This is a genomic window from Nocardia elegans NBRC 108235, from assembly GCF_001612845.1.
Lineage (GTDB): Bacteria > Actinomycetota > Actinomycetes > Mycobacteriales > Mycobacteriaceae > Nocardia > Nocardia nova.
On sequence record NZ_BDBF01000081.1, the window covers coordinates 1 to 20,424 of the forward strand.

The window sequence follows — 20,424 nt, forward strand, 5'->3', positions numbered from 1 at the left end:
GCGGCACTCTCGCGGATCGGGGCGGTGGCGGTGCTACTGGCGCCCGGCGGCGAGACCGCGCGGGCGGTCGAATCGACCGGGACCACGGTGATCGTGGCCGATCCGGAGAACCTGCGGGCCGCGGCCGCCGCCGGAACCCGGGTCCTGGTTCTCGGCGGCGGCAATGCCCGCACGCTCGACATCCCGGACGGCGCGGATGTCGTCGACCTGGAGCAGGTCGACCCGGCGGCGGTAGACCTGCCGGGCTGGTTCCGGCCCGATCCCGGATTGGCGCGCGAGCTGGCGTTCATCCTGGTCACCGGTACCGGCGACAAACTCGACCTGAAGTACATCACCAACCACCGGTGGGCGCTGTCGGCCTTCGGCACCGCGTCGGCGGCCGACCTGGACCGTCGGGATACGGTGTATTGCCTTGCGCCGCTGCATCATTCGTCGGGCCTGCTGGTGAGTCTGGGCGGTGCGGTGGCCGGTGGCAGCCGGATCGCGCTGGCCCGATCGCTGGATCCGCCCAGCTTCGCCGCGGAGGTGCACCGCTACGGGGTCACCGTGGTCACCTACACCTGGACCATGCTGCGCGACATTCTCGACGTGGAGACCTTCCCCGCCGGCCATTCGCATCCGATCCGGCTGTTCATCGGCTCCGGCATGCCGGCCGGTCTGTGGCGGCGCACCACGGAGCGGTTCGCGCCCGCGCGGGTGCTGGAGTTCTACGCCTCCATCGAGGGTGACGTCGTGCTCGCCAATGTGGCGGGCGTGAAGATCGGCTGCAAGGGCCGGCCGGTGCCGGGCACGGCGAAGGTGGAACTGATCTCCTACGATCCGATCGCCGAACAGATCGTCACCGACACCCGAGGTTTCGCGCGCCGTGCCGCCGACAACGAGGTGGGCCTGCTGATCGGGCGGGCCGCCGACACCGTCGACATCTCCCGCGGCGGCCTGCGCGGGGTCTTCACCGCCGGTGATGCCTGGATGCCGACGGAAAATCTGTTCCGCCGCGACGGCGACGGCGACTACTGGCTGATGGACCGCCGCGACACCGTCATCGCGACCGCCCGCGGGCCGGTCTACTCCCAGCCGATCGTGGACGCGCTCAACGACATCACGGCCGTCGATATGGAGGTCGCCTTCGGCCGCCGCACCCCGAGCACCACACTCGCGGTCGCCGTGGTGAGCGTGCGCGCGGGCCACCGTCTCGAACCCGCCGACGTCACCGAGGGCCTGCGCCCCCTCGACCCCGCCCAGCGTCCCGACATCGTGCAGGTGGTCGACGAAATTCCGCGCAGCTCGAGCTTCCGTCCCGCCACCCACGCGGTGCGATCGGCCCTTCGGCTGGAACCGAACGAGAACACCTGGTACTACAACCGGGAATCGGAGAGCTACGAAGTGCTCACCCCGGAGGTCGCGGCCGCACTGCTGGGATAGGTGCCACGAGGTCTCCCGCGCTCACACCGTGAACGCGGTGACCGTCTCGATGACGCGCGCGACCTGCTGATCGCTCAGATCCGGCCACAGCGGCAGGCGCAGCAGAGTCGCCGAGAACTCGTCGGTGCGCGGACAAGGAACCGTGGTGCGGCCGAGTTTCTGCCCGGCCGGGCTCGAATGCAGCGGCACGTAGTGGAACGGGGCCGAAATGCCTTGTTCGCGAAGGTATCCGATCAACGCGTCGCGGGTGTCCTCGGTGGGGGTGCGCAGGTAGTACAGATGCGCGGTGTGCTCGCGATCGTCCGGTACCTGCATCAGCCGCACGTCGTTGCGCGCTGCCCACTGCGGCAGTGCGGCGGCGTAGGCGTTCCACACCCGCATCCGCCCAGCCTGGATCCGGTCGAATTCGGCCAGTTGCGCATCGAGCACCGCGGCATTCAACTCACTGGGAAGATAACTCGATCCGATGTCCTGCCAGGAGTACTTGTCGACCGCCCCACGCAGGAACCGGGCCCGGTCGGTGCCCTTCTCGCGGATGATCTCGGCGCGCCCCATCAGGATCTCGTCGGTGAGCAGGATGGCCCCGCCCTCACCGCAGTGCACGTTCTTGGTGTCGTGGAAGCTGAGCGCGCCCACGGTGCCGATCGTGCCCAGCGGCCGTCCGCGCCACCGCCCGCCGAGGCCGTGCGCGGTGTCCTCGACGATGGCCAGGCCGTGGGCTTCGGAAATCTCGAGCAGCCGGTCCATATCGGCGCCCACTCCGCCGTAGTGGATGACCACGATCGCCTTGGTGCGTTCGGTGACCGCCGCGGCCACCGACTCCGGATCGAGGTTGCCGCGCTCGTCGATATCGGCGAAGACGCAGGTGGCCCCGCGCATCGCGACCGCCGTGGCGGTGGAGGTGAAGGCGAAACTGGGCACGATCACCTCGTCGTCGGGCCCCAGTTCGAGCAGCAGCCCGGCCATCTCCAGCGCATGGGTGCACGAGGTGGTCAGCAGGGTGTGCGGGGCGCCGGTGATGGCGCGCAATTTCGCCGTCGCCGCCGCGGTGAACGGCCCGTCGCCGTGACTGTGGTCGGAGGCCAGGACGGCGGCCAGATTCGTCAGCTCGGCCTGGGCGCGGTAGGGACGGCTGAAGAGGATGCGGTCAGTGCTCACCCGGATTGTGTCCCCCGATTGCTGCGGCCGTGGTCGGAACCCGCGCCTCGGCATGCGGACGCGGTGTCGGGGAATCTACCGTCAGATACAGCGGTTTGCCCACCAGCACGTGCAACGCCACACCCAGATACTCCGCGATCAGGCCGAGCGAGAACAGGATCGCGCCCGACACCAGCAGCAGCACCACGATGATCGAGGCCCAGCCCTCGGGGTCGTGACCGTTGCCGAACAGGGCATTCCAGATCACCACGGCGGCCATCACCGCACCACCGGCGGCCAGGGTCACGCCCAGCAGGCTCACCAGGCGCAGGCCGCGGGTTCCGCTGCACAGCACCATCTTCCAGAACAGCGAGAACAGCCGGCGGTAGTTGTAACCGGACTCTTCGCGGCCCTCCGCGCGCAGGACCACCGGCGCCTGCGCGGTGTTGTCCACCACCCAGGTCAGCGCCACATCCAGATACACCCCGTTGGAGGCGACCTCGGCGAGCTGACGGCCGATATCGCCGCGGATCAGCCGGTAGCTTTCGAAGCGGGTGGAATCGGGGAAAGCGAAGACCGTCGCCAGCACCACCTTGGCGCCGCGTGAGGTGAGGTTGCGCAGCACGCCGTGCGGGCGGGTGTTGGTCGGCTTCGAATAGACCAGATCCGCGCGCTGCGCGAGCGCGGTGTCGAGGAAGGCGCCGATGAATCCCGGATCGTGTTGGCCGTCCTCGTCCATCGTGACGATCCATTCGCCGCGCGCGGCGGCCATACCGGCGATGGTGGCCGCGTCCTGGCCGAAGTTGCGGCTCAGCCAGATCACCCGCACCTGCGGGTACTCGGCGGCGAGCCGCTGCAGCACGACGTCGGAGCGGTCGGGGCCGTGATCGTGGACCAGCACGATCTCCTCGACCGCGAAACTGTTGCCGTCCGGTGTGCGCGAGGACTCCGCCAATCCGTGCAGTTCGGCGACCAGTCCGGCGATGGTCTGCTCGCCGCGATACACCGGGATCACCACCGAGACCGCATGCACTCGCTCGCCGCCGCCGGTGACCGGCGGATGAACATCCGGTGTCGAAGCCTGCCCGGCGGCAGGGGGATGTGCGGTTGCGGACGGAATCGGCATCAGCTGGTTCGACTTTCGATGACGGTGCGCACCGGAACTCCTCGCCTGTATCCAGAGCCCGAATCGGGGTGAACTCTAACACGCTGCTGGTCACCGGCTTCGGCTCCGCGAGAAGGGCGGCGGTTCCGGGGGCGATGCCCGCGAGCGCGCGGGCGGGTAGGGTCTGTCAATCGTGGTGGAAAGTGCAGTGTCGACGACGGCGCTCGCGGAGCCCGGGAAGGATCGGCGCGATGTCGCCGTCGAGAATGGGCGGCCCGCCGCTCCCCGGCCCGAGTCGAGCGCCGCGGGGCATCCGCGGCGGACCGTATTCCGATGGGGAGCGGTCACCGCGATCGGGGTCATTGCCGGATATGTCGCGGTGCTGCTCGCCAACGCGCGGCATTTCTACACCGACGACACCGAATCCCAATACACCCCGCTGTGGGTGATGCTCGGCCGGCACCTGCGCGAGGGCCATCTGCCGCTGATGGTGCCCGAGCAGTGGATGACCGGGAACTACACCATGGAAGAGGCGGGCCTGTTCAACCCGCCGCAACTGCTGATCGATCTGATCGCACCGTCGGTGGACAACCTCGCGCTGCTGGCGACGGTCGTCAAACTGATCTTCTCGATCATCGCCGCACTCGGCGTGTACCGGGTCTGCCTGGTCTACGGCAGTCGCGCGTCCTGGGCCGCCGTGGCGGGCATCGCCTTTCCGCTCTCGGGCTGGTTCCTGTTCTTCGACGAGGCCAGCTGGGTCACCTCGCTGACCGGCACCGCGTGGATGCTGCACGCCTGGGCCAGTGCCGTCCGCTACGCCCGCGGCCCGGCAGGCGATCGGTCGCGCTACGGCGGCACCCGCGGTTACGGGCCGATTCCGTTGTTCGTCTACCTGTATCTGGCGATTTCGGTCGAATACGTCTTTCCGGCCGTCGAGGCGGCGCTGATGCTGGTGGCCGTGGCGGTGGGAGAACTCGTCGTCCAACGCGCCTGGCGCCCGGTGCTGCGGGTGGCCGTGGTCGCGGGCGCGGCCGGTATGGCCGGTTTGATGACGTATCTGCCGAGCATGCTGTCCGCGACGGTGAGCTGGCGCGGCAACTCGCAGATCAACAACGACCGTTTCCTCACGGTGCCGTGGTCGGAATCGCTGAATGCCAGCCTGCCCTCGGCGATGCCGGCGTTCACCTCCTGGTGGGGGTATGTGCAGCCGCTGCCGGTCACCTATATCGCGTGGTTCCTCATTCCGGCGCTGGCATTCGTCGACTGGAATCGCGCGCGCCGGGTCTGGCGGGAACTGATCTCGGTGGCGCTGTTCGCGATCATGTTCCTGATGTGGACGGCTGGACCCGGAACGGTCGGCCCGCTGCGCTGGCCGGCGCGGGTGCTGCCGATGGTGGCGGTCGGCCTGCTGATCCTGGTCTGCGTGCTGCTGGGCAGATTCGGCACGGTGCGGGACTGGCGCCCGCGCGCGGTGGCGGCGGCGGTGCTGATCGGATTGCTCTGGGTGCGAACGTTTTCCGCCGACCCGCACCACATCTGGTGGCATGTGCTCTCCGCGCTCGCGGTCGCGGCACTGGGCGCCGGCGTGGTGTGGCTGTGGGCGCGGCGCGGAAGTGGGGCGGCCGCGCTGGCGACCGCCGTCGCCATGCTCCCGATCGCCTATCTGCAGGTGAGTCTGGTCCAGCCGACGCCGATGGGCTGGAATCTGCCCGTGCACCGCTCCGAGGCGGAGGCGGCGTTCCCGGCCTTCGACGGTGTCACCATTCAGCTCGGCGACCGCGGCCTGCTACAGCCGGCGGACAAGAGTCTGCAGGGCGCCTACGGATCGCTGGTGTTCGGCAACTTCGCCAAGGACGTGCATCGCAACTACGTCAACGGCTACACACCCAACGGGCACTACTGGTTCGGTGAAATGCTGTGCATGCGCTGGGATTCCAGCGTCTGTCCGGACTCGTTCCGGCGGCTGTTCACCCCCGAGCCGATCACCGGTCGCGCCCCGGTGGACCTGATGAAACTCGACCGGGTCGTCCTGCAGCGGGCGATGTTCCCCGACCTCGGGAACCAGCCCGCGCCGCCCGGCTGGAAGTGGGTCGGCTATCCGGGCCACGAACGCTACATCTGGGTGCTCGAGCGGGAGCAGGGTCCGGTCTCGACGACGAACGGCCGCATCTCCGACGCGCACGACGTACAGGCGACCTCACTGTCGGAATCGGACCGCACCAGCCGGGTGCGCGTGAGCTCGGCCGACGGCGGTCGCGTGGTACTCGCGCGGCTGAACTGGCCCGGTTATCGCGCCACTCTCGACGGCCATGAACTTCCGATCCGCGAGATCGCGAAATCGATCATCGCCATGGATATCCCGGCCGGCACCCGGGACGCCACGCTGGAGGTCTCCTGGGAGCCGCCGGGCTGGCGCATCGGTGTCGCCAGCGCGGTCGGCGGCCTGGTGCTGCTGGCGGTGATGCAGTGGCTGTACCTGCGTTCCCGCCGGCGCGCGAGCGAATCCGGCGATCCGGTGAAACAGGAAGCAGCGGAAGTGGTTTCGTGAGCGTCGGCGCGGACGGAACGGCCGCGGCGCGGGCGGCGGGGGAGCCGGACGCCCCGCCCCCGGGTCTGCTGCTGCGACTGATTCGCCGCCAGGAGATCGCGTTCGCCGCGGTCGGGGCGGCCAACACGCTGTTGGGCATGGTGCTGACGGTGATGTGGCTGAAGGTGCTGCCCGGCGGCTGGCCGCCCGCGGTGGCGGTGGCACTGGCCTACGCGATCAGCATCGTGTTCGCCTTCTTCGCCCATCGCACCCTGGTCTTTCGAGTGCGCGGTCACCTGATCGCCGACTTCCTGCGATTCGTCGCGGTCAACTCGGGCGGGCTGATCTTGAACATGGCGGGCGTGCAGCTCGCGGTCGGGGTGTTCGACCTGCCGGAGACCCCCGCCACGGTGGTCGTGATGGGCGCGGTGGCGGTGCTCAGCTTCTTCGGGCATCGGCACATCTCGTTCCGGCGGGCGGCCCGGCCCGCGGATTCGACGGGCGGGTAGGTTGTCGGATATGGCGGAGCAAACCCTGGACCCGACGTTGTTGAGCCTGCTGGCCTGTCCGGAGGACAAGGGGCCGTTGTCGCTGGTGCGCGACGCGGAGGGCAACAGCGTGCTCTACAACCCGCGCCTGCGTCGCGCCTACCCGGTCGACAACGGCATTCCGGTGCTGCTCGTGGACGAGGCCCGTGCGGTCGGCGACGCCGAGCACGAGGCCTTCATTGCCCAGGGCTGATCCCGGACGGCGGTAAGTCCGCCCAGCCGCCGGCGACGGGCAGATCGCCCGTCAGATAGCGCTGGATGGTCGGCCCGACCGCCGCGGCCAGTTCGTCCAGCGGCATCGACGCCACGGGTTCGACCTGCAGAATCTTGCGCGCAACCAGCAGGCCGATCATCTGCGACACGGCCAGCACCACTCGCGTGGTCCCGCTGCCCGGTGGCGAATCCACCTTCTCCCGAACATCTTTCAGCGCGACCTCCAGCAGGAAGCTGCGGGCGAGCGCGGCATCGCCGCCGGCAAGGATGCCGCGAAAGGCCGCGACCGCGTGCACGCCGACCGAGGAATCCCACGCGCCGACCACGGTCCGGACCACGGTCTCGCCGAGCCGGTCGGGTTCGGCGGCCCGGATCGGCGCGCGGATCAACTCCGGATCGATCGGCAGATTCAGTGCGGCGGTGAACAATTGCTGTTTGGTGCCGAAGTAGTGATGCACCAGTGCGGGATCGACCCCCGCCGCGCCCGCGATCGAGCGGATCGACGCCTTGTCGAATCCGACCTCGGCGAAACGGGTGCGTGCCGCGTCCAGAATCGTTTCCCGGGTACCCGATTCACCGGCCCGCCGCCCACTGCGGGCGCCCACACCCTCGGTCACATCGCTCATGCTGTTCGCCTGCGTAGGGTGGCGGCGCCCAAAGTCAGTGCGACAGCGGCGAATGCGGCGACGATGCCGAGATCGCGCCACATCGCGGCGGTCGCGCCCGGATGCCGGGAGACCTCCTGCAGCGCGTCGACCGCATAGCTCAGCGGCAGCACATCGCTGATGATCTCCAGCCAGCGCGGCAGCTGATCGCGCGGCACCAGCAGCCCGCAGAGGAAGAACTGCGGGCCCACCACCAGCGGCATGAACTGCACGGCCTGAAATTCGGTGCGCGCGAAGGCGCTCGCCAACAGTCCCAGTGCCACGCCCAGCACCGCGTCGACCACGGCGATCAGCAGCACGAGCCATGCGCTGCCCGCGGCATGCAATCCGAGCAACCAGAAGGAGACCAGACACGCCAGGCCCGCCTGCGCCGCCGCGGCGATGGAGAACGCCGTGCCGTATCCGCCCAGCAGATCCAGCTTCGACAGCGGTGTGGTCATCAGCCGCTCCAACGTGCCCGAGGTCCGCTCGCGCTGCATGGCGATCGCGGTGATCAGGAACATCACGATGAAAGGCAGGATGCCCAGCATGCTGATGCCGACGCGGTCGAACAGCGACGGCGCTCCCGGCATCGTCGGCGTCTCGTGATAGACGAAATACAGCAGTGCCATGAGTAGCGTCGGCACCAGCAGCAGCATGGCGACGGTGCGCCGGTCCGCGCGCAACTGACGCAGGATGCGCGCCGAGGTCGCGGTGTAGCAGCGCAGCGGCGGGCGTGACGGCGGGGCGAATGTCGTTGTCATCGCGGCTGTCCCATCGTGATGAGGGCGAGAAATGCGTTCTCCAAACTGGTTTCGCCGGTGTCGGCGCGCAGTTGGTCGGGAGTGAGCTGGGCCAGGAGATGGCCGTCGCGCATGAGCAGTAGCTGGTCGCAATGCTCGGCCTCGTCCATGACATGACTCGACACCACGAGTGTGCGGCCCTGAGCGGCGAGTTCGTGGAACTGCTTCCACAACTCGACCCGCAGCACCGGATCCAGTCCGACCGTCGGCTCGTCGAGGACCAGCAGTTCCGGATCGGCGACCAGCGCACACGCCAGCGATGCCCGGGTGCGTTGCCCGCCGGAGAGTTGATTGCCCCGATGCCGGATATGCGGGCTCAGGCCGACCTGTTCGATCGCCGCGTGCACCGCTTCGGAGTCGCGGCCGTACAGCGCGGCGAAGTAGGAGACGTTGTCCAGCACGCTGAGATCGTCGTAGATACTCGGCGCCTGGGTGACGTAGCCGACGCGCGCACGCAGTCCGCGGGTGCCGGCCTCCTCGCCGAGCACCCGCACACTGCCGGCCTCGATCAGCTGGGTGCCGACGATGCTGCGCATCAAGGTGGTCTTACCGCAGCCGGAGGGCCCGAGCAGGCCGGTGATGCTGCCCGCCGGAACGGTCAGCGAAATATCGTGCAGCACTTCATGTCCCCCGCGACGCACCCGCAGGTGCTCAACGGTGATCGCCGGGGACGAATCGGGGTTCGCCACGGTCCACCTCTCACGTCACACGACCGGCGAGATTATTCACCGAGCGTTGAATTCATTGTGTGTTGAATTCTGCCCGCGGTCCGGTCGCGACGCAAGAGGGATCAGTGGTGATCGCGCGGTGGCGCTGCGGCGGTCTCGCCCGGCTCGACCACGCAGCCGTCCGGACCGCAGGTCTCGCCGTCGCCGAGCACCTGCAGCGCGGGGGCCTGATCTGCCCATGCCCGCTCCAGGGCCTGCGCGAACACCTCCGGCGGCTGCGCTCCCGATACGCCGTAGGTGCGGTCGAAGACGAAGAACGGCACGCCGGTCGCACCGAGTTCGGCGGCGGTCTGTTCATCGGCGCGCACCGCCTCGGCGTAGGCCTGCGGGTCGTCGAGGGTCGCGCGCACCTCGGCCGCGTCCAGCCCGGCTCGCGAGGCCAGTTCGATCAACCGTTCCCGGTCCCCGAATACCGGCCGCTCGTCGGCGAAATTGCCCTCGTACAGCGCGTCGAGCAGTTCCTCCTGCCGCCCGCGCTCCAGTGCGAAGTGCAGCAGCCGATGCATGTCGAAGCTGTTGCCGAAGTCGCGTCCCTCGGTGCGATAGGGCAGGCCGACGGCCTGCGCCTGGGCCGCGATGCCGCGTTCGTTGGCGGCGGCCTGAGCCTCACTGATGCCGTACTTCTCGGCGATATGGGCGACCACGGGGCCGCTGTGTCCGGCCGGCAGTGTCGGATCCAGCTCGAAGGATCGATGCACGACCCGCACCTGGTCACGGTGGTCGAAGCCGGCCAGTGCCTGCTCGAAGCGCCGCTTGCCCAGGTAGCAGAACGGGCAGTTGATATCGGTCCAAATCTCGACCTGCACGGCCATGGTCACCTCATTCGCGTCTTCCGGAAGTCCTGACATCTCAACCGGGCGGGTATCCGGCCTGTTCCCGACGATGTGATCGGCATCACATCGGGGTGTGTCACGAAAGCCGCGGCCGACTTGTCCCATCACCGAATCGCACAGTCGACCCGCCGCGAAAGGACAGGACCATGAGCGACACCCAGCGCAGTGATCGGAAGACCCAGCGCAGCAACCACGAGACTCGGTTCGAGTCGGACGCCGGGCGTCCGCACGAGATCGTCGTCCTCGGCGCCGGTTACACCGGAATGCTGGCGGCGATCCGGCTCGCTCGTCGTACTCGCAAGCAGGCAGTGCACATCACGCTGGTCAACCCGTCGGACCGGTTCACCGAACGGCTGCGTATGCATCAGGTCGCGGCCGGCGCCGAACTCGCCGATTACCGGATCCCGGACCTGCTGGCCGGAACCGGTGTGGCCTTCCGCCGCGCCGCCGCCACCGCGATCGACCCGGTCGCCCATCGCGTGATCTGCGACGACGGCTACGAACTCGGCTACGACACCTTGGTCTACGCCCTCGGCAGCCGCGCCGACACCACCACCGTGCCTGGTGTGGCCGAGCACGCGTGGACCCTCGACGATCCGCGCACGGCGCATCGGATGTCGCAGCGTCTCGCCGAACTCGAGGCCGGCGGGGGAGCGGTCGCGGTTTGCGGCGGTGGTCTCACCGGCGTCGAAGCCGCCACCGAGATCGCCGAATCCCACCCCGGCCTCACCGTCACCCTGATCAGCACCGGTGAACCCGCCGCCATGCTGGGCGAGCGCCCGCGCGCCTACGTCGAGCGTGCCCTGGACCGCCTGAACATCGTGCGCCGCAGCGGAACTCGCGTCACGAAGGTGCTACCCGACGCGGTGCGCCTGGACAGCGGCGTGATGGTGCCCGCCGGGCTGACGCTGTGGACCGCGGGAGTGCGCGTAGCCGCCCTGGCCGCCGCGGCCGGCATCACCACGGATGCGGCGGGGGCCGTCGTCACCGACCCGACATTGCGGTCGATCTCGCATCCGGACATCTACGCCATCGGCGATGCCGCCGCCATCACCCAGCCGTGGGGGCGTATGCACGGCACCTGTCAGAGCGGTATGCCGACCGCGGCCTACGCCGCGGACGCCATCGCGCGGCGGCTGCGCGGAAAGTCGGTGCGGCCGTTCCGGTTCGGATACTTCCATCAGCCGGTCAGCCTCGGCCGCCGCGATGCGGTCATCGGATTCACGCACGCCGACGACAGCCCCCGCCGCGCCTACCTGAAGGGCCGCGCCGCGGTGCGCTACAAGGAGTTCGTGAGCAGCAGCCCAGTCCCCACATTCCGCTTGAGCCGTCGCGCCAATGTGTCGGTGACGCTGTCGCGAGGGGGACGCGCGACGCGCGCGGCCGGCCGGATCGCGGCGTGAGGGACCTGCCCCGATATTGCGGGCCCTCGATCGATCGGGAGAGGATGAGCGCATGGACGGTGACGCCGAGGACGCCGGTGCGGTGACCGCGCGGCCCGCGGACCCACCGGCGGACCCCGGCGATGCGTTCGACACGCATCGCCGGCTGTTGTTCGCCACCGCGTATCAACTGCTCGGCAGTGTGGCCGACGCCGAGGACGTGCTGCAGGACGCCTGGCTGAAATGGCACGAGGTCGACCGGGAGCGGGTCCGCCACCCCAAGGCCTACCTGGTGCGGACGGTGACCAACCTGTCGTTGAACCGGCTCACCAGCGCCCGCGCGGTACGCGAAACCTATGTCGGCCCGTGGCTGCCCGAACCGCTGCTCAGCGAACCCGATGCCACCGAGCGCGTCGAAATCGTCGACACGGTGTCCACGGCCATGCTGGTCGTGCTGGAGACACTGGGCCCGGTCGAACGGGCGGTGTTCGTGCTGCGCGACGTCTTCGGATTCTCACCCGCCGAAATCGCCGGTTTTCTCGATCGCCCCGAGCCGACCGTCCGGCAGATCTCGCATCGCGCCCGCAATCATGTGCAGGCGCGCCGGCCCCGCTACGACACCGATCCCGTTGCGCGGCAGGAGATCACCGAGCGGTTCCTGGCGGCCGCCAACGGCGGCGACGTCAACGCGCTGATGCAGCTGCTGGCCCCCGACGTCACCCTCTGGAACGACGGCGGGGGCAAGGTCACCGCGGCCCGCCGCCCGTTGCACGGCCCCGACCACGTCGCCCGCTGGCTGCTCGGTGTGCTGGCCAAACCCATCCTGACCGGAATCCGAATGCGGGCCGCGGTGCTGAACGGCGAACTGAGCGTGGTCGGCGAGATCGGTGGATTCCCGGTCGGCGCGCTCACCTTCGACATCCTCGACGGTCGGGTGCAGAACCTGCGCTTTCAGGTGAACCCCGACAAACTCGCCGGGCTGCGCCCGCCGCAGTAGAGCCGGTACCACTGATTCGCCCGAAATGTCCTGTGCGGCTACGGGATGCGCTATTTTTGTCATCCGCCGGGACAGTTCCGGCCGAAATTAGAATGGTAGGAGTTTCACAAGTGCACAGCGTAGCGAGCCGCACCCGCCGCACCACCCTGACCGGCTGGCTGCTTGCCGCCGGTCTCGGCTTTGCCGCCGTCTTCGCGCCCACAGCGACCGCGACCGCCGCACCAGCCTTCATCCCCTGCCCCGCAGGCGATTACGAGAACGTCGACCACGCCTGCGTCCCGCGTCCCGGCTCGGATCCCGACGGCGCGACCGCGCAGTGCGGCGACGGCACCTACAGCTACAGTCGCCACCGCAGCGGAACCTGCTCCCATCACGGCGGTGTCGAGCGCTGGCTCTGACCGAGCCCGGTCCACGGCGGGCGTGGCGTCGGTCACCACGGGTGCTCGAGTAAGAATGAGAACCCGTGTCTGCCGAGGAACTCGCCGTGGAACCGCTGGCCGCCGCTCGCCGCGTACTGGGCGCGACGATGCGGTCCGGCCCGGTCGCCGTGCGCATCGTCGAGGTCGAGGCGTACGGCGGCGACCCGGCCGGACCGTGGCACGATCCGGCGGCCCACTCCGGCCGCGGGCGCACCCCACGCAACGCGGTGATGTTCGGTCCGCCCGGCGTGCTCTACGTCTACTTCAGTTACGGCATGCACACCTGCGTGAACGTCACCAGCGGCCCCGACGGCGTCGCCAGTGCCGTGCTGCTGCGGGCCGGCGAGGTGATCGAGGGCCACGAGGTCGCGCGCTCCCGGCGCCCCGCGGCCCGCGCCGATACCGATCTGGCGCGCGGGCCCGGCAACTTCGGCAGCGCCCTGGGAATTACGCTCTCCGACTACGGCACCGCCCTGTTCGACCCCGCGGCGCCGATCAGATTGGAATTGGGCCCCGAGATCACCGACTCCGCCGCGATCGGGGTGGGCCCCCGCGTCGGCGTGAGCCTGGCCGCCGACCGCCCGTGGCGGCTGTGGTTGCGTGACTCCCCGGCGGTCTCGGCCTACCGCCGCAGTCCGCGCGCCCCGGAGGTCGGGCGGTCGGCCTGAGCGGTCAGCTCGTCATCTCGGCGCGGATCCGCCCGCGCTGCGCGGCCGCGATCGTCGCCGCCAATTCGGCCGCCGCGACCGTATCGGCGATGCCGAGCGTCCATCGAATGTCACCGCCGACCCGGAACTCGCCGTAGACCACGTATTCCGCACCAGCGCCGGCGGGCAGCCAATGGTGGGTAGACTGCAGCGATTCGACCGAGATGCCGTGTGTGGCAACTATTTCCGTGAGCCGATTCGCGGCATCGGCGGCCGTGCAGGTCGTCTCGACCTCGGCCCCGGCATTCGGCGCGGTGATCACGACGTCGCCGGATTCGCCGAATCGCCAGTGGATCCGGCCTCCGGCACAGTCGATACCGTCGCCGGTCGGGCCGTACACCTGCTGCAGCAGCTCCCACAACCAGCGCGCACTCACCTCGGCGCCGGTGTCGTCGGTATGGCGTTGCACGTGCCGCGCGAAGTCGATCTGCAACCGTCGCGGCAGCTCCAGTCCGTATCCGGTCTGCAGCAGATACGCGATACCGCCCTTTCCGGACTGTGAATTCACCCGGATCACGGCCTCGTAGCTGCGTCCGACATCCGCTGGGTCGATGGGCAGATACGGCACCTGCCAGTCGATCTCGGATTCCGGCACCCCGGCCAGCTCGGCCCGCCGGCGATGGTCGGCGAACCCCTTCTTGATCGCATCCTGGTGCGTCCCGGAGAACGCGGTATAGACCAGATCGCCGACGTAGGGGTGTCGCTCCGGGATCGGCATCCGCGTGCAGTACTCGACGGTGCGGCGAATGCCGTCGATATCGGAGAAATCGATCATCGGGTCCACACCCTGGGCGTGCAGATTCAAGGCCAGCGTCGCGATGTCGACGTTTCCGGTGCGCTCACCGTTGCCGAAGACGCAGCCCTCCACGCGCTGGGCTCCGGCCAGCATCGCCAATTCCGCGCAGGCGATGCCGGTGCCGCGGTCGTTGTGCGGATGCACCGACAGGATCACACCGTCGCGGCGGCTCAGATTGCGATCCATGTATTCGATCTGGTCGGCGTAGACATTGGGCGTGGCCACCTCGACCGTCGCCGGCAGATTCAGCACCACCGGGCGCTGCGGGCTCGCGTCCCACAACTGCGTCATCGCATCGCACACCTCCAGCACGAAATCCGGTTCGGTGAGCATGAAAACCTCGGGGGAGAACTGGAATCGCAGATTCGGCCGGTCGCCGGCCGGCCGCGCGATCTCGCGGCCGCCCGCGAGGATCATCTCCGCCACCTCGGCCCGGGACCGTCCGAGCACGACATCGCGCCACAGCGGCGCGGTCGCGGTGTACATGTGGATCACCACGTCGTTGGTGATCCCTTCCACGGACTCCAACGTCCGCGCGATGAGATCGGCACGGGCCGGGGTGAAGACGACCAAGGTGACGTCGGCGGGCGCGAGCTCGGCGTCGCGGATCAGGCGGACGAAGTCGAAATCGGTCTGCGAGGCACTCGGGTAGCCGACCTCGATCTCCTTGTAGCCGATCGCGACCAGCATCTCGAAGAATCGGCGCTTCCGCACCGGATCCATCGGTTCGGCGAGGGCCTGATTGCCGTCGCGCAGGTCGACCGGCACCCACAGCGGGGCGGATTCGAGGCGTTTCGAGGGCCAGTCGCGCTCGGTCAGCGGCACCGAAACTCGGTGATACACATCGTGATAGCGATGCGAGGGCATGGCGGAGGGGCGCTGGCGATTCCAGCGGGGAGTGTGGTCGGGCACGGGATCGGCCTTCTGCGTCGGAGGTGTCGACCGGCGCAGCCCAGCAACCCGCGGGCAGGGTGCCGGTCGTTCAGACCCCGCCGCGGCGGCCGAGGAGAAGCAGTCCCTGTCCCATGTCGGCTACCATAGCGAGTGACAACTCCTCAGACAAGTAGAGAGGTGAGGGCCGATGGCGACCGTGCAGAGGCAACCGCTGGCGGCCCAGGCCGCTCAGCTCCTGCTCGACCGGATCCGCTCGGGTGAATGGCCACTCGGACACAAACTGCCGGGCGAGACGACCCTCGCGGCCCAGCTGGGCGTGGGACGCTCCACGCTGCGCGAGGCGATCCGGGAACTGTCCGGTCAGGGCGTGCTCGAAAGCCGCCAGGGGGCAGGCGTTTTCGTGACCGCGCTGGAGGTGGCCGAAGACTGGGACGAGGTGCTGCGCCGTGCCGACATCGCCGCCGTCATCGAGGCCCGCATCGCCATCGAGGCCGAAGCCGCGGCTCTGGCGGCGCAGCGGCGCACTCCCGCCGACCTGCGGCTCATGCGGAAGGCGCTGGCGGTGCGTGCCGGATCCGACGATTCGGTCGACCATCTCGTCGACGCCGATACCGCCTTTCACCGCACGGTGATCGCGGCGGCGCACAACGAGGTGCTGTTGCAGTTGTTCGACGCCTTCGTCCCGCGCGTGCACCGCGCGATGACGCAGATGCTGCGCATGCGGCCGATGGCCGATCCCGCCGCGGACCATCACGCTCACGAGGTGCTGTTCGAGGCGATTCGCGATCGGTCGGCCGAGACGGCGGCCACGGCCAGCCGGGTGCACCTGAGCGCCCTGAGATCCGCTTTCTCCTGACCGATGATTTCTTCCGGGGTGGCCCGTCTTCTGTGGTGAGCGCGCTCGAACCGACACCGAGCATCCGGAAGGACATCGAATCATGACCGCCATCACCGCCTCCGCCCCGTCCATCGCCACTCGTCCCGGCAAGATCCGCACGCGCGTGCTGTGGACCCTGCAGATCGTGCTGGGCCTGTTCTTCGTCATCGCCTCGGGACTGCCGAAGGTGGTCGGCCAATCCGACGCCGTCCGCATCTTCCACGACATCGGCTGGGGCGACTGGTTCCGCTATTTCACCGGCCTGGTGGAGATTTCGGGCGGTATCGGCCTGCTGGTGCCGCGCCTGTCCTGGCTCGCCGCCGCCGGACTGTCGATCACCATGGTCTGCGCGGCTGCTACCCAGGCCTTCGTCATGGACGCCCCGGCGGGCGCGATCTTCCCGCTGGTCCTGATGGCGGTCTTCGCCTGGATCGCCTACGAACGCCGCCCCGCACACTGAACTCGCACCCGCCCGATGGGCCCGCTCCGGAAAACACCCGGCGCGGGCCCATCGACATGTCGGCTGAAGGCTCGTCAGCCGCCTGCTCCGGCGTCACGTTCCGGTTCCGCCGCAAGGGTTTCGGTGCGCCGATGCATACCGGGGCTGACCCCGTAACGCCGCTTGAACGCGGCACTCAGACTGAACGCCGTCCCGTAACCGACCTGCCGCGCGATCGACTCGATGGTGGCGTCGGTCCCGCGCAGCAGGTCCGCGGCTCGCGCCAGCCGCCATTCGGTGAGGTAGGCGATCGGCGGATCCCCGACGAGTTCGGTGAACCGGCGCGCGAGCGCCGCCCGGGACGCGCCGACGGTCGCCGCCAACTCGGCGACCGTCCAATCGTGGGCGGGATTGTGCTCGAGCAGCCGCAACGCCTGGCCCACCACGGGATCGGCGTAGGCGCTGTACCACTGCGGCGCCTCCGCCCGCGCGAACCAGGTGCGCAGTGCGGCGATGGTCAGCAGATCCAGCAGCCGGTCGAGCACGGATGCCTGCCCGGGGATGTCGCGGCCGGCTTCGTCGACCAGCAGGCCGAGCAGACGTTCGTCGACCTCGTGACCGTCGAGGACGGCCCGCGGCGGCAGTGCGCGCAGCAGACGGTCGCTGACCGTGCCGGCCACCTCGTAGGTTCCGGTCAGCAGCGCGGTGGTTCCGGCAGCATTCGTCCCCCAGCTGCGAACCCCGAGATCCCATGTCTCACAGAGCAGTTCACCGTCGGGAGTGGTCGTGGTCTGCCCGGGGTGAACGATCGCCTGCGGCGGGGTCGACGGTTCGTCGGCCACCGTGTACGGATCCGGACCGCGCAGAATCGCGACCGCGCCTTCCTCGAGCCGGATCGGATCGTCGCCGTCCGGTACGAGATAGGCGTATCCACGGGTCACCACCACCACCGTGAGCGGCGCCCGGTCCTGGATCCGCAGCGACCACGGCGGGTCCAGCAGCGAGCGCATCACGAACGCACCGCGAGCGCGCGGGCCGTCGAGCAGGTCGGCGAGGGCATCCATGCCACGACGATCGCGCATGGCGGCCGGTGCGGCAACCGGCTTCCCAGCACCGGCGGGACGACGGAACCCCGGGAAATCACGCACGATCACCGGCATCGCCGATCACCCGCGCGGCATACCGGCCGGCTCGCCACCATCGATCACCGGCCACCCGCCCTCGGCCGCGATCCGGCGGGCATAGTCGGCGAACGATCGCGGCGCCCGCCCCAATGCCCGCTCGACACCGTCGGTGACGGCGGTGTTGCGGCCGTCGAGAACCGTGCCGAACAGATAGGTCAGCGAGTCGACCACTTCCCGAGGCAGTCCCATCTCCGACATCGCGGCGGCGTATTCGTCCAGGCTCACCGGCCGATACCCGATCGCGCGACCGGTAGCGGCGGCGATCGTGGCCACCGCCTCGGCGAAGGTCAGTGCCTGCGGCCCGGTCAGTTCGTAGATCTCACCGGTATGCCCGTCCTCGGTGAGTGCGGCGACGGCGACGTCGGCGATGTCCTCGGCGTCGACGAACGGCTCGGCGACAGTATCGGCGGGCAGTGTCACCTGTCCGGCGGCGATCTCCTCGGCGAGAAAATCCTCGCTGAAATTCTGCGCGAACCAGCTGCACCGCACCACGGTCGTGGCCAGGCCGCTGCGCAGGGCGATCTCCTCACAACGCTGCGCTTCCGGCTCGCCCCGGCCGGACAGCAGAACCATCCGCCGCACCCCGGCCCGCCGTGCCACCGCGGTCAGTGCGCTCACCGCCTCGTCGGCGCCCGGGGCGGCAAGATCCGGCTGGTAGGCCAGGTAGATGGATCGAGCGCCGTCCAGGGCGGCCGCCCAGGTCGTTTGGTCCTCCCAGTCGAACGGGATCGCTGTCGAACGGGAGGCCGGGCGCACCTCGATGCCGCGCTCGGCCAGACGCGCCACGACCCGCCGACCGGTCTTCCCGACGCCACCCAAGACGACGACAGGGCCCACGGCCGTGTGGTCGGGGCCGGTCTTCGGGGTGGACGTGCGGTCGGTACCGGCGTCGGCGGAAACCGTTGTGGTGCCGGGGGTTTCGTTGTCGATCATGGTGTTCTCTGTCATGTATCGAGTACATCCGGATCCGAGGTGATCGGCCATGGCCCGGACGCTCGCACACATACGCACGCGTCCACGCTCCGCTCGCGGACTGCCCAGCCGACGATCGTCGAGCATCGGCCGGGCCCCCGACGCATCGGCGCGGTTCATTCCTGACGGAACGGCCCGCCCGGCCCGGACATCGCCGACCCAGCGCAGCCGAGCGGGCTCGGTGCGGAAAGATGGGAGGGCGTGAGCGCCGACATCATCGACGAACTGACCTGGCGTGGGCTGATCGCACAGTCCACGGATCTGGACGCCCTGCGGGCCGAAACGGCGAAGGGCCCCATCACCCTGTATGCGGGTTTCGACCCCACCGCGGCGAGTCTGCACGCGGGCCATCTCGTTCCGCTGCTCACGCTCAAACGCTTCCAGCAGGCCGGACACCGCCCGATCGTCCTGGCCGGCGGCGCCACCGGTCTGATCGGTGACCCCCGCGACGTGGGGGAGCGCGTGATGAACTCGACCGATACCGTCGCCGAGTGGGCCGACCGGATCCGTGGCCAGCTGCAACGTTTCGTCGACTTCGACGATTCGCCGACCGGCGCGATCATCGCCAACAATATGGACTGGACGGGCAACCTCAGCGCCGTCGACTTCCTCCGCGATATCGGCAAGCACTTCTCGGTGAACGTGATGCTGGCGCGGGATACCGTCAAGCGCCGCCTCGACGGCGACGGCATCTCCTACACCGAATTCAGCTACATGCTGTTGCAGGCCAACGACTTCGTGCAGCTGCGCCGCGCCCACGGCTGCCGCCTGCAGGTCGGCGGCTCAGATCAGTGGGGCAACATCATCGCCGGCGTCGAACTCAACCGCCGCCTCGACAGCGAACAGGTCCACGCCCTGACCACCCCGCTGGTCACCTCCGCCGACGGTAAGAAATTCGGCAAGTCGACCGGCGGCGGCAGTCTCTGGCTCGATCCCGAGATGACCAGCCCGTACGCCTGGTACCAGTACTTCGTGAACACCGGCGACGCCGACGTGATCCGCTACCTGCGCTGGTTCACCTTCCTCGACCGGGAGGAACTGGCCGAACTCGAGACCGCGACCGCCGAACGTCCGCATGCCCGGGAAGCGCAGCGCCGCCTGGCCGCCGAAATGACCACGCTCGTGCACGGCGAGGCGCACACCCGTGCGGTGCAGCTGGCCAGCCAGGCGCTGTTCGGCCGCGGCGATCTGCACGATCTGGACGAAGCGACACTCGGTTCCGCGCTGGCCGAAGCCGCGGGTGAGGGCACTGTGGCGGAGGCCGGCTCCGAATCGACGATCGTGGATCTGCTGGTCGCCTCCGGACTGTCCGACAGTCGTGGCGCAGCTCGCCGGGCGGTCGCCGACGGTGGCGCCTCGGTGAACAACGTCCGCATCTCCGATCCGGAGTGGATGCCCGCCGACACCGACTACCTGCACGGACGCTGGCTGGTTTTGCGGCGCGGCAAGAAGAACTTCGCCGGCGCCCGCCGGGCCGGGAGCTGATCTGGCCATGACCTGAGTCACATCCGTGTGATTCGGGTCGGTCACCGGCCCGGGGCAGGGCCGGTGACCTGCGCACATGCGAGCCGACGTGGCGATTTGACGTTCTGTTCTCCGCCACGTAACTTATTCCAAGTCAGAGCGACACGGACACCGACCCGGAGCCGAGAGGCCCGGGACAACGAGGTCGGACGAGGAGCGCCTGACAGCCAGTAGGACCCAGAGATCGTGAGTTGACTTCGCGAGCTTCAGTGGTTAGGCTGGAAAAGTTGCCTCTCAAGAAGGTCGGTTAACCGGCCAGACTGTTTGTGCGCC

General features: G+C 69.0%; 20 protein-coding genes. 11 read left to right on the forward strand and 9 right to left on the reverse strand.

Going from position 1 to position 20,424, the window contains the following annotated elements:
- Nucleotides 1-1,422: AMP-binding protein (locus NE2_RS33160; RefSeq protein WP_157110995.1), on the forward strand; the 1,422-nt coding region annotated here is incomplete at its 5' end.
- A gap of 21 nt (nucleotides 1,423-1,443) precedes the next feature.
- Here the strand turns inward: NE2_RS33160 and rffA are convergent.
- Both rffA and NE2_RS33170 read right to left on the reverse strand, forming a co-directional pair.
- Nucleotides 1,444-2,580 (reverse strand): dTDP-4-amino-4,6-dideoxygalactose transaminase, encoded by a 1,137-nt coding sequence (rffA, locus tag NE2_RS33165; protein ID WP_063032563.1) that lies wholly within the window; start codon nucleotides 2,578-2,580, stop codon nucleotides 1,444-1,446.
- The gene (locus NE2_RS33170; protein WP_081879864.1) at nucleotides 2,570-3,592 is read right to left on the reverse strand and encodes a glycosyltransferase; all 1,023 of its coding nucleotides are present in this window, start codon (nucleotides 3,590-3,592) and stop codon (nucleotides 2,570-2,572) included. The genes rffA and NE2_RS33170 overlap by 11 nt, the downstream gene beginning before the upstream one ends.
- A gap of 424 nt (nucleotides 3,593-4,016) precedes the next feature.
- Between NE2_RS33170 and NE2_RS33175 the strand changes: the two genes are divergently transcribed.
- From NE2_RS33175 to NE2_RS33185, 3 genes are read left to right on the forward strand one after another with little or no spacing between them, the layout of a single operon-like run.
- Nucleotides 4,017-6,212: a tol-pal system YbgF family protein gene (locus tag NE2_RS33175; RefSeq protein WP_063032587.1), complete on the forward strand. Its 2,196-nt coding sequence runs from the start codon at nucleotides 4,017-4,019 to the stop codon at nucleotides 6,210-6,212.
- Nucleotides 6,209-6,700, forward strand: a complete 492-nt coding sequence (locus tag NE2_RS33180; RefSeq protein ID WP_084494507.1) for a GtrA family protein — start codon at nucleotides 6,209-6,211, stop codon at nucleotides 6,698-6,700. The genes NE2_RS33175 and NE2_RS33180 overlap by 4 nt, the downstream gene beginning before the upstream one ends.
- Before the next feature lie 10 nt (nucleotides 6,701-6,710).
- Nucleotides 6,711-6,932: a Trm112 family protein gene (locus NE2_RS33185; RefSeq protein WP_063032567.1), complete on the forward strand. Its 222-nt coding sequence runs from the start codon at nucleotides 6,711-6,713 to the stop codon at nucleotides 6,930-6,932.
- On the opposite strand, the gene NE2_RS33190 is transcribed toward NE2_RS33185, so the two are convergent.
- The 4 genes from NE2_RS33190 to NE2_RS33205 all read right to left on the reverse strand — a co-directional run bounded on the left by NE2_RS33190 (nucleotide 6,916) and on the right by NE2_RS33205 (nucleotide 9,939).
- Nucleotides 6,916-7,578: a TetR/AcrR family transcriptional regulator gene (locus NE2_RS33190; RefSeq protein ID WP_063032569.1), complete on the reverse strand. Its 663-nt coding sequence runs from the start codon at nucleotides 7,576-7,578 to the stop codon at nucleotides 6,916-6,918. The genes NE2_RS33185 and NE2_RS33190 overlap by 17 nt on opposite strands.
- The gene (locus tag NE2_RS33195; RefSeq protein WP_063032571.1) at nucleotides 7,575-8,360 is read right to left on the reverse strand and encodes an ABC transporter permease; all 786 of its coding nucleotides are present in this window, start codon (nucleotides 8,358-8,360) and stop codon (nucleotides 7,575-7,577) included. The genes NE2_RS33190 and NE2_RS33195 overlap by 4 nt, the downstream gene beginning before the upstream one ends.
- Complete coding sequence (locus NE2_RS33200; RefSeq protein ID WP_063032573.1) at nucleotides 8,357-9,088, reverse strand: ABC transporter ATP-binding protein; 732 nt, start codon at nucleotides 9,086-9,088, stop codon at nucleotides 8,357-8,359. Before NE2_RS33200 ends, NE2_RS33195 begins: the two co-directional genes overlap by 4 nt.
- A 101-nt stretch (nucleotides 9,089-9,189) precedes the next feature.
- Nucleotides 9,190-9,939 (reverse strand): DsbA family oxidoreductase, encoded by a 750-nt coding sequence (locus NE2_RS33205; RefSeq protein ID WP_063032575.1) that lies wholly within the window; start codon nucleotides 9,937-9,939, stop codon nucleotides 9,190-9,192.
- Between the two features lie 167 nt (nucleotides 9,940-10,106).
- Here NE2_RS33205 and NE2_RS33210 point away from each other — a divergent pair, with 167 nt between their 5' ends.
- From NE2_RS33210 to NE2_RS33225, 4 genes are all read left to right on the forward strand, one after another.
- The gene (locus NE2_RS33210) at nucleotides 10,107-11,363 is read left to right on the forward strand and encodes an NAD(P)/FAD-dependent oxidoreductase (RefSeq protein WP_063032577.1); all 1,257 of its coding nucleotides are present in this window, start codon (nucleotides 10,107-10,109) and stop codon (nucleotides 11,361-11,363) included.
- Nucleotides 11,364-11,415: 52 nt separating this feature from the next.
- Nucleotides 11,416-12,339 carry an RNA polymerase sigma factor SigJ gene (sigJ, locus tag NE2_RS33215; RefSeq protein WP_082976196.1) on the forward strand — a complete coding sequence of 308 codons (924 nt, stop codon included), beginning with the start codon at nucleotides 11,416-11,418 and terminating at the stop codon, nucleotides 12,337-12,339.
- 110 nt (nucleotides 12,340-12,449) lie between these two features.
- Entirely contained in the window at nucleotides 12,450-12,737 is a 288-nt protein-coding gene (locus tag NE2_RS33220; RefSeq protein WP_233429965.1) for a DUF3761 domain-containing protein, read from the forward strand.
- Nucleotides 12,738-12,802: 65 nt separating this feature from the next.
- Complete coding sequence (locus tag NE2_RS33225; protein WP_063016122.1) at nucleotides 12,803-13,426, forward strand: DNA-3-methyladenine glycosylase; 624 nt, start codon at nucleotides 12,803-12,805, stop codon at nucleotides 13,424-13,426.
- Nucleotides 13,427-13,430: 4 nt separating this feature from the next.
- Here the strand turns inward: NE2_RS33225 and NE2_RS33230 are convergent, their stop codons facing one another.
- Nucleotides 13,431-15,128 (reverse strand): 2-isopropylmalate synthase, encoded by a 1,698-nt coding sequence (locus NE2_RS33230; protein WP_063032579.1) that lies wholly within the window; start codon nucleotides 15,126-15,128, stop codon nucleotides 13,431-13,433.
- Nucleotides 15,129-15,342: 214 nt separating this feature from the next.
- Here NE2_RS33230 and NE2_RS33235 point away from each other — a divergent pair, with 214 nt between their 5' ends.
- Both NE2_RS33235 and NE2_RS33240 read left to right on the forward strand, forming a co-directional pair.
- Complete coding sequence (locus tag NE2_RS33235; protein ID WP_063032581.1) at nucleotides 15,343-16,011, forward strand: FadR/GntR family transcriptional regulator; 669 nt, start codon at nucleotides 15,343-15,345, stop codon at nucleotides 16,009-16,011.
- 82 nt (nucleotides 16,012-16,093) lie between these two features.
- Nucleotides 16,094-16,492, forward strand: coding sequence for a DoxX family protein (locus NE2_RS33240; protein ID WP_063032583.1), 399 nt, complete (start codon nucleotides 16,094-16,096; stop codon nucleotides 16,490-16,492).
- A gap of 74 nt (nucleotides 16,493-16,566) precedes the next feature.
- Here NE2_RS33240 and NE2_RS33245 read toward each other — a convergent pair whose 3' ends face one another.
- The gene (locus NE2_RS33245; protein ID WP_030518268.1) at nucleotides 16,567-17,535 is read right to left on the reverse strand and encodes an AraC family transcriptional regulator; all 969 of its coding nucleotides are present in this window, start codon (nucleotides 17,533-17,535) and stop codon (nucleotides 16,567-16,569) included.
- A 102-nt stretch (nucleotides 17,536-17,637) separates the two neighbouring features.
- Complete coding sequence (locus NE2_RS33250) at nucleotides 17,638-18,603, reverse strand: NAD(P)H-binding protein (protein ID WP_228818041.1); 966 nt, start codon at nucleotides 18,601-18,603, stop codon at nucleotides 17,638-17,640.
- A 225-nt stretch (nucleotides 18,604-18,828) separates the two neighbouring features.
- Between NE2_RS33250 and tyrS the strand changes: the two genes are divergently transcribed.
- Nucleotides 18,829-20,112: a tyrosine--tRNA ligase gene (tyrS, locus tag NE2_RS33255; RefSeq protein WP_063032585.1), complete on the forward strand. Its 1,284-nt coding sequence runs from the start codon at nucleotides 18,829-18,831 to the stop codon at nucleotides 20,110-20,112.
- Nucleotides 20,113-20,424 lie beyond the last annotated feature (312 nt).

Bases quoted from the DNA above. Each gene is read 5' to 3' on its own strand.
- NE2_RS33250 (WP_228818041.1), bottom strand. From the start codon at position 18,603: ATGACAGAGAACACCATGATCGACAACGAAACCCCCGGCACCACAACG.
- NE2_RS33235 (WP_063032581.1), top strand. From the start codon at position 15,343: ATGGCGACCGTGCAGAGGCAACCGCTGGCGGCCCAGGCCGCTCAGCTC.
- NE2_RS33185 (WP_063032567.1), top strand. From the start codon at position 6,711: ATGGCGGAGCAAACCCTGGACCCGACGTTGTTGAGCCTGCTGGCCTGT.
- NE2_RS33240 (WP_063032583.1), top strand. From the start codon at position 16,094: ATGACCGCCATCACCGCCTCCGCCCCGTCCATCGCCACTCGTCCCGGC.
- sigJ (WP_082976196.1), top strand. From the start codon at position 11,416: ATGGACGGTGACGCCGAGGACGCCGGTGCGGTGACCGCGCGGCCCGCG.
- NE2_RS33230 (WP_063032579.1), bottom strand. From the start codon at position 15,128: ATGCCCTCGCATCGCTATCACGATGTGTATCACCGAGTTTCGGTGCCG.
- NE2_RS33195 (WP_063032571.1), bottom strand. From the start codon at position 8,360: ATGACAACGACATTCGCCCCGCCGTCACGCCCGCCGCTGCGCTGCTAC.
- NE2_RS33210 (WP_063032577.1), top strand. From the start codon at position 10,107: ATGAGCGACACCCAGCGCAGTGATCGGAAGACCCAGCGCAGCAACCAC.
- NE2_RS33245 (WP_030518268.1), bottom strand. From the start codon at position 17,535: ATGGATGCCCTCGCCGACCTGCTCGACGGCCCGCGCGCTCGCGGTGCG.
- NE2_RS33205 (WP_063032575.1), bottom strand. From the start codon at position 9,939: ATGGCCGTGCAGGTCGAGATTTGGACCGATATCAACTGCCCGTTCTGC.
- NE2_RS33190 (WP_063032569.1), bottom strand. From the start codon at position 7,578: ATGAGCGATGTGACCGAGGGTGTGGGCGCCCGCAGTGGGCGGCGGGCC.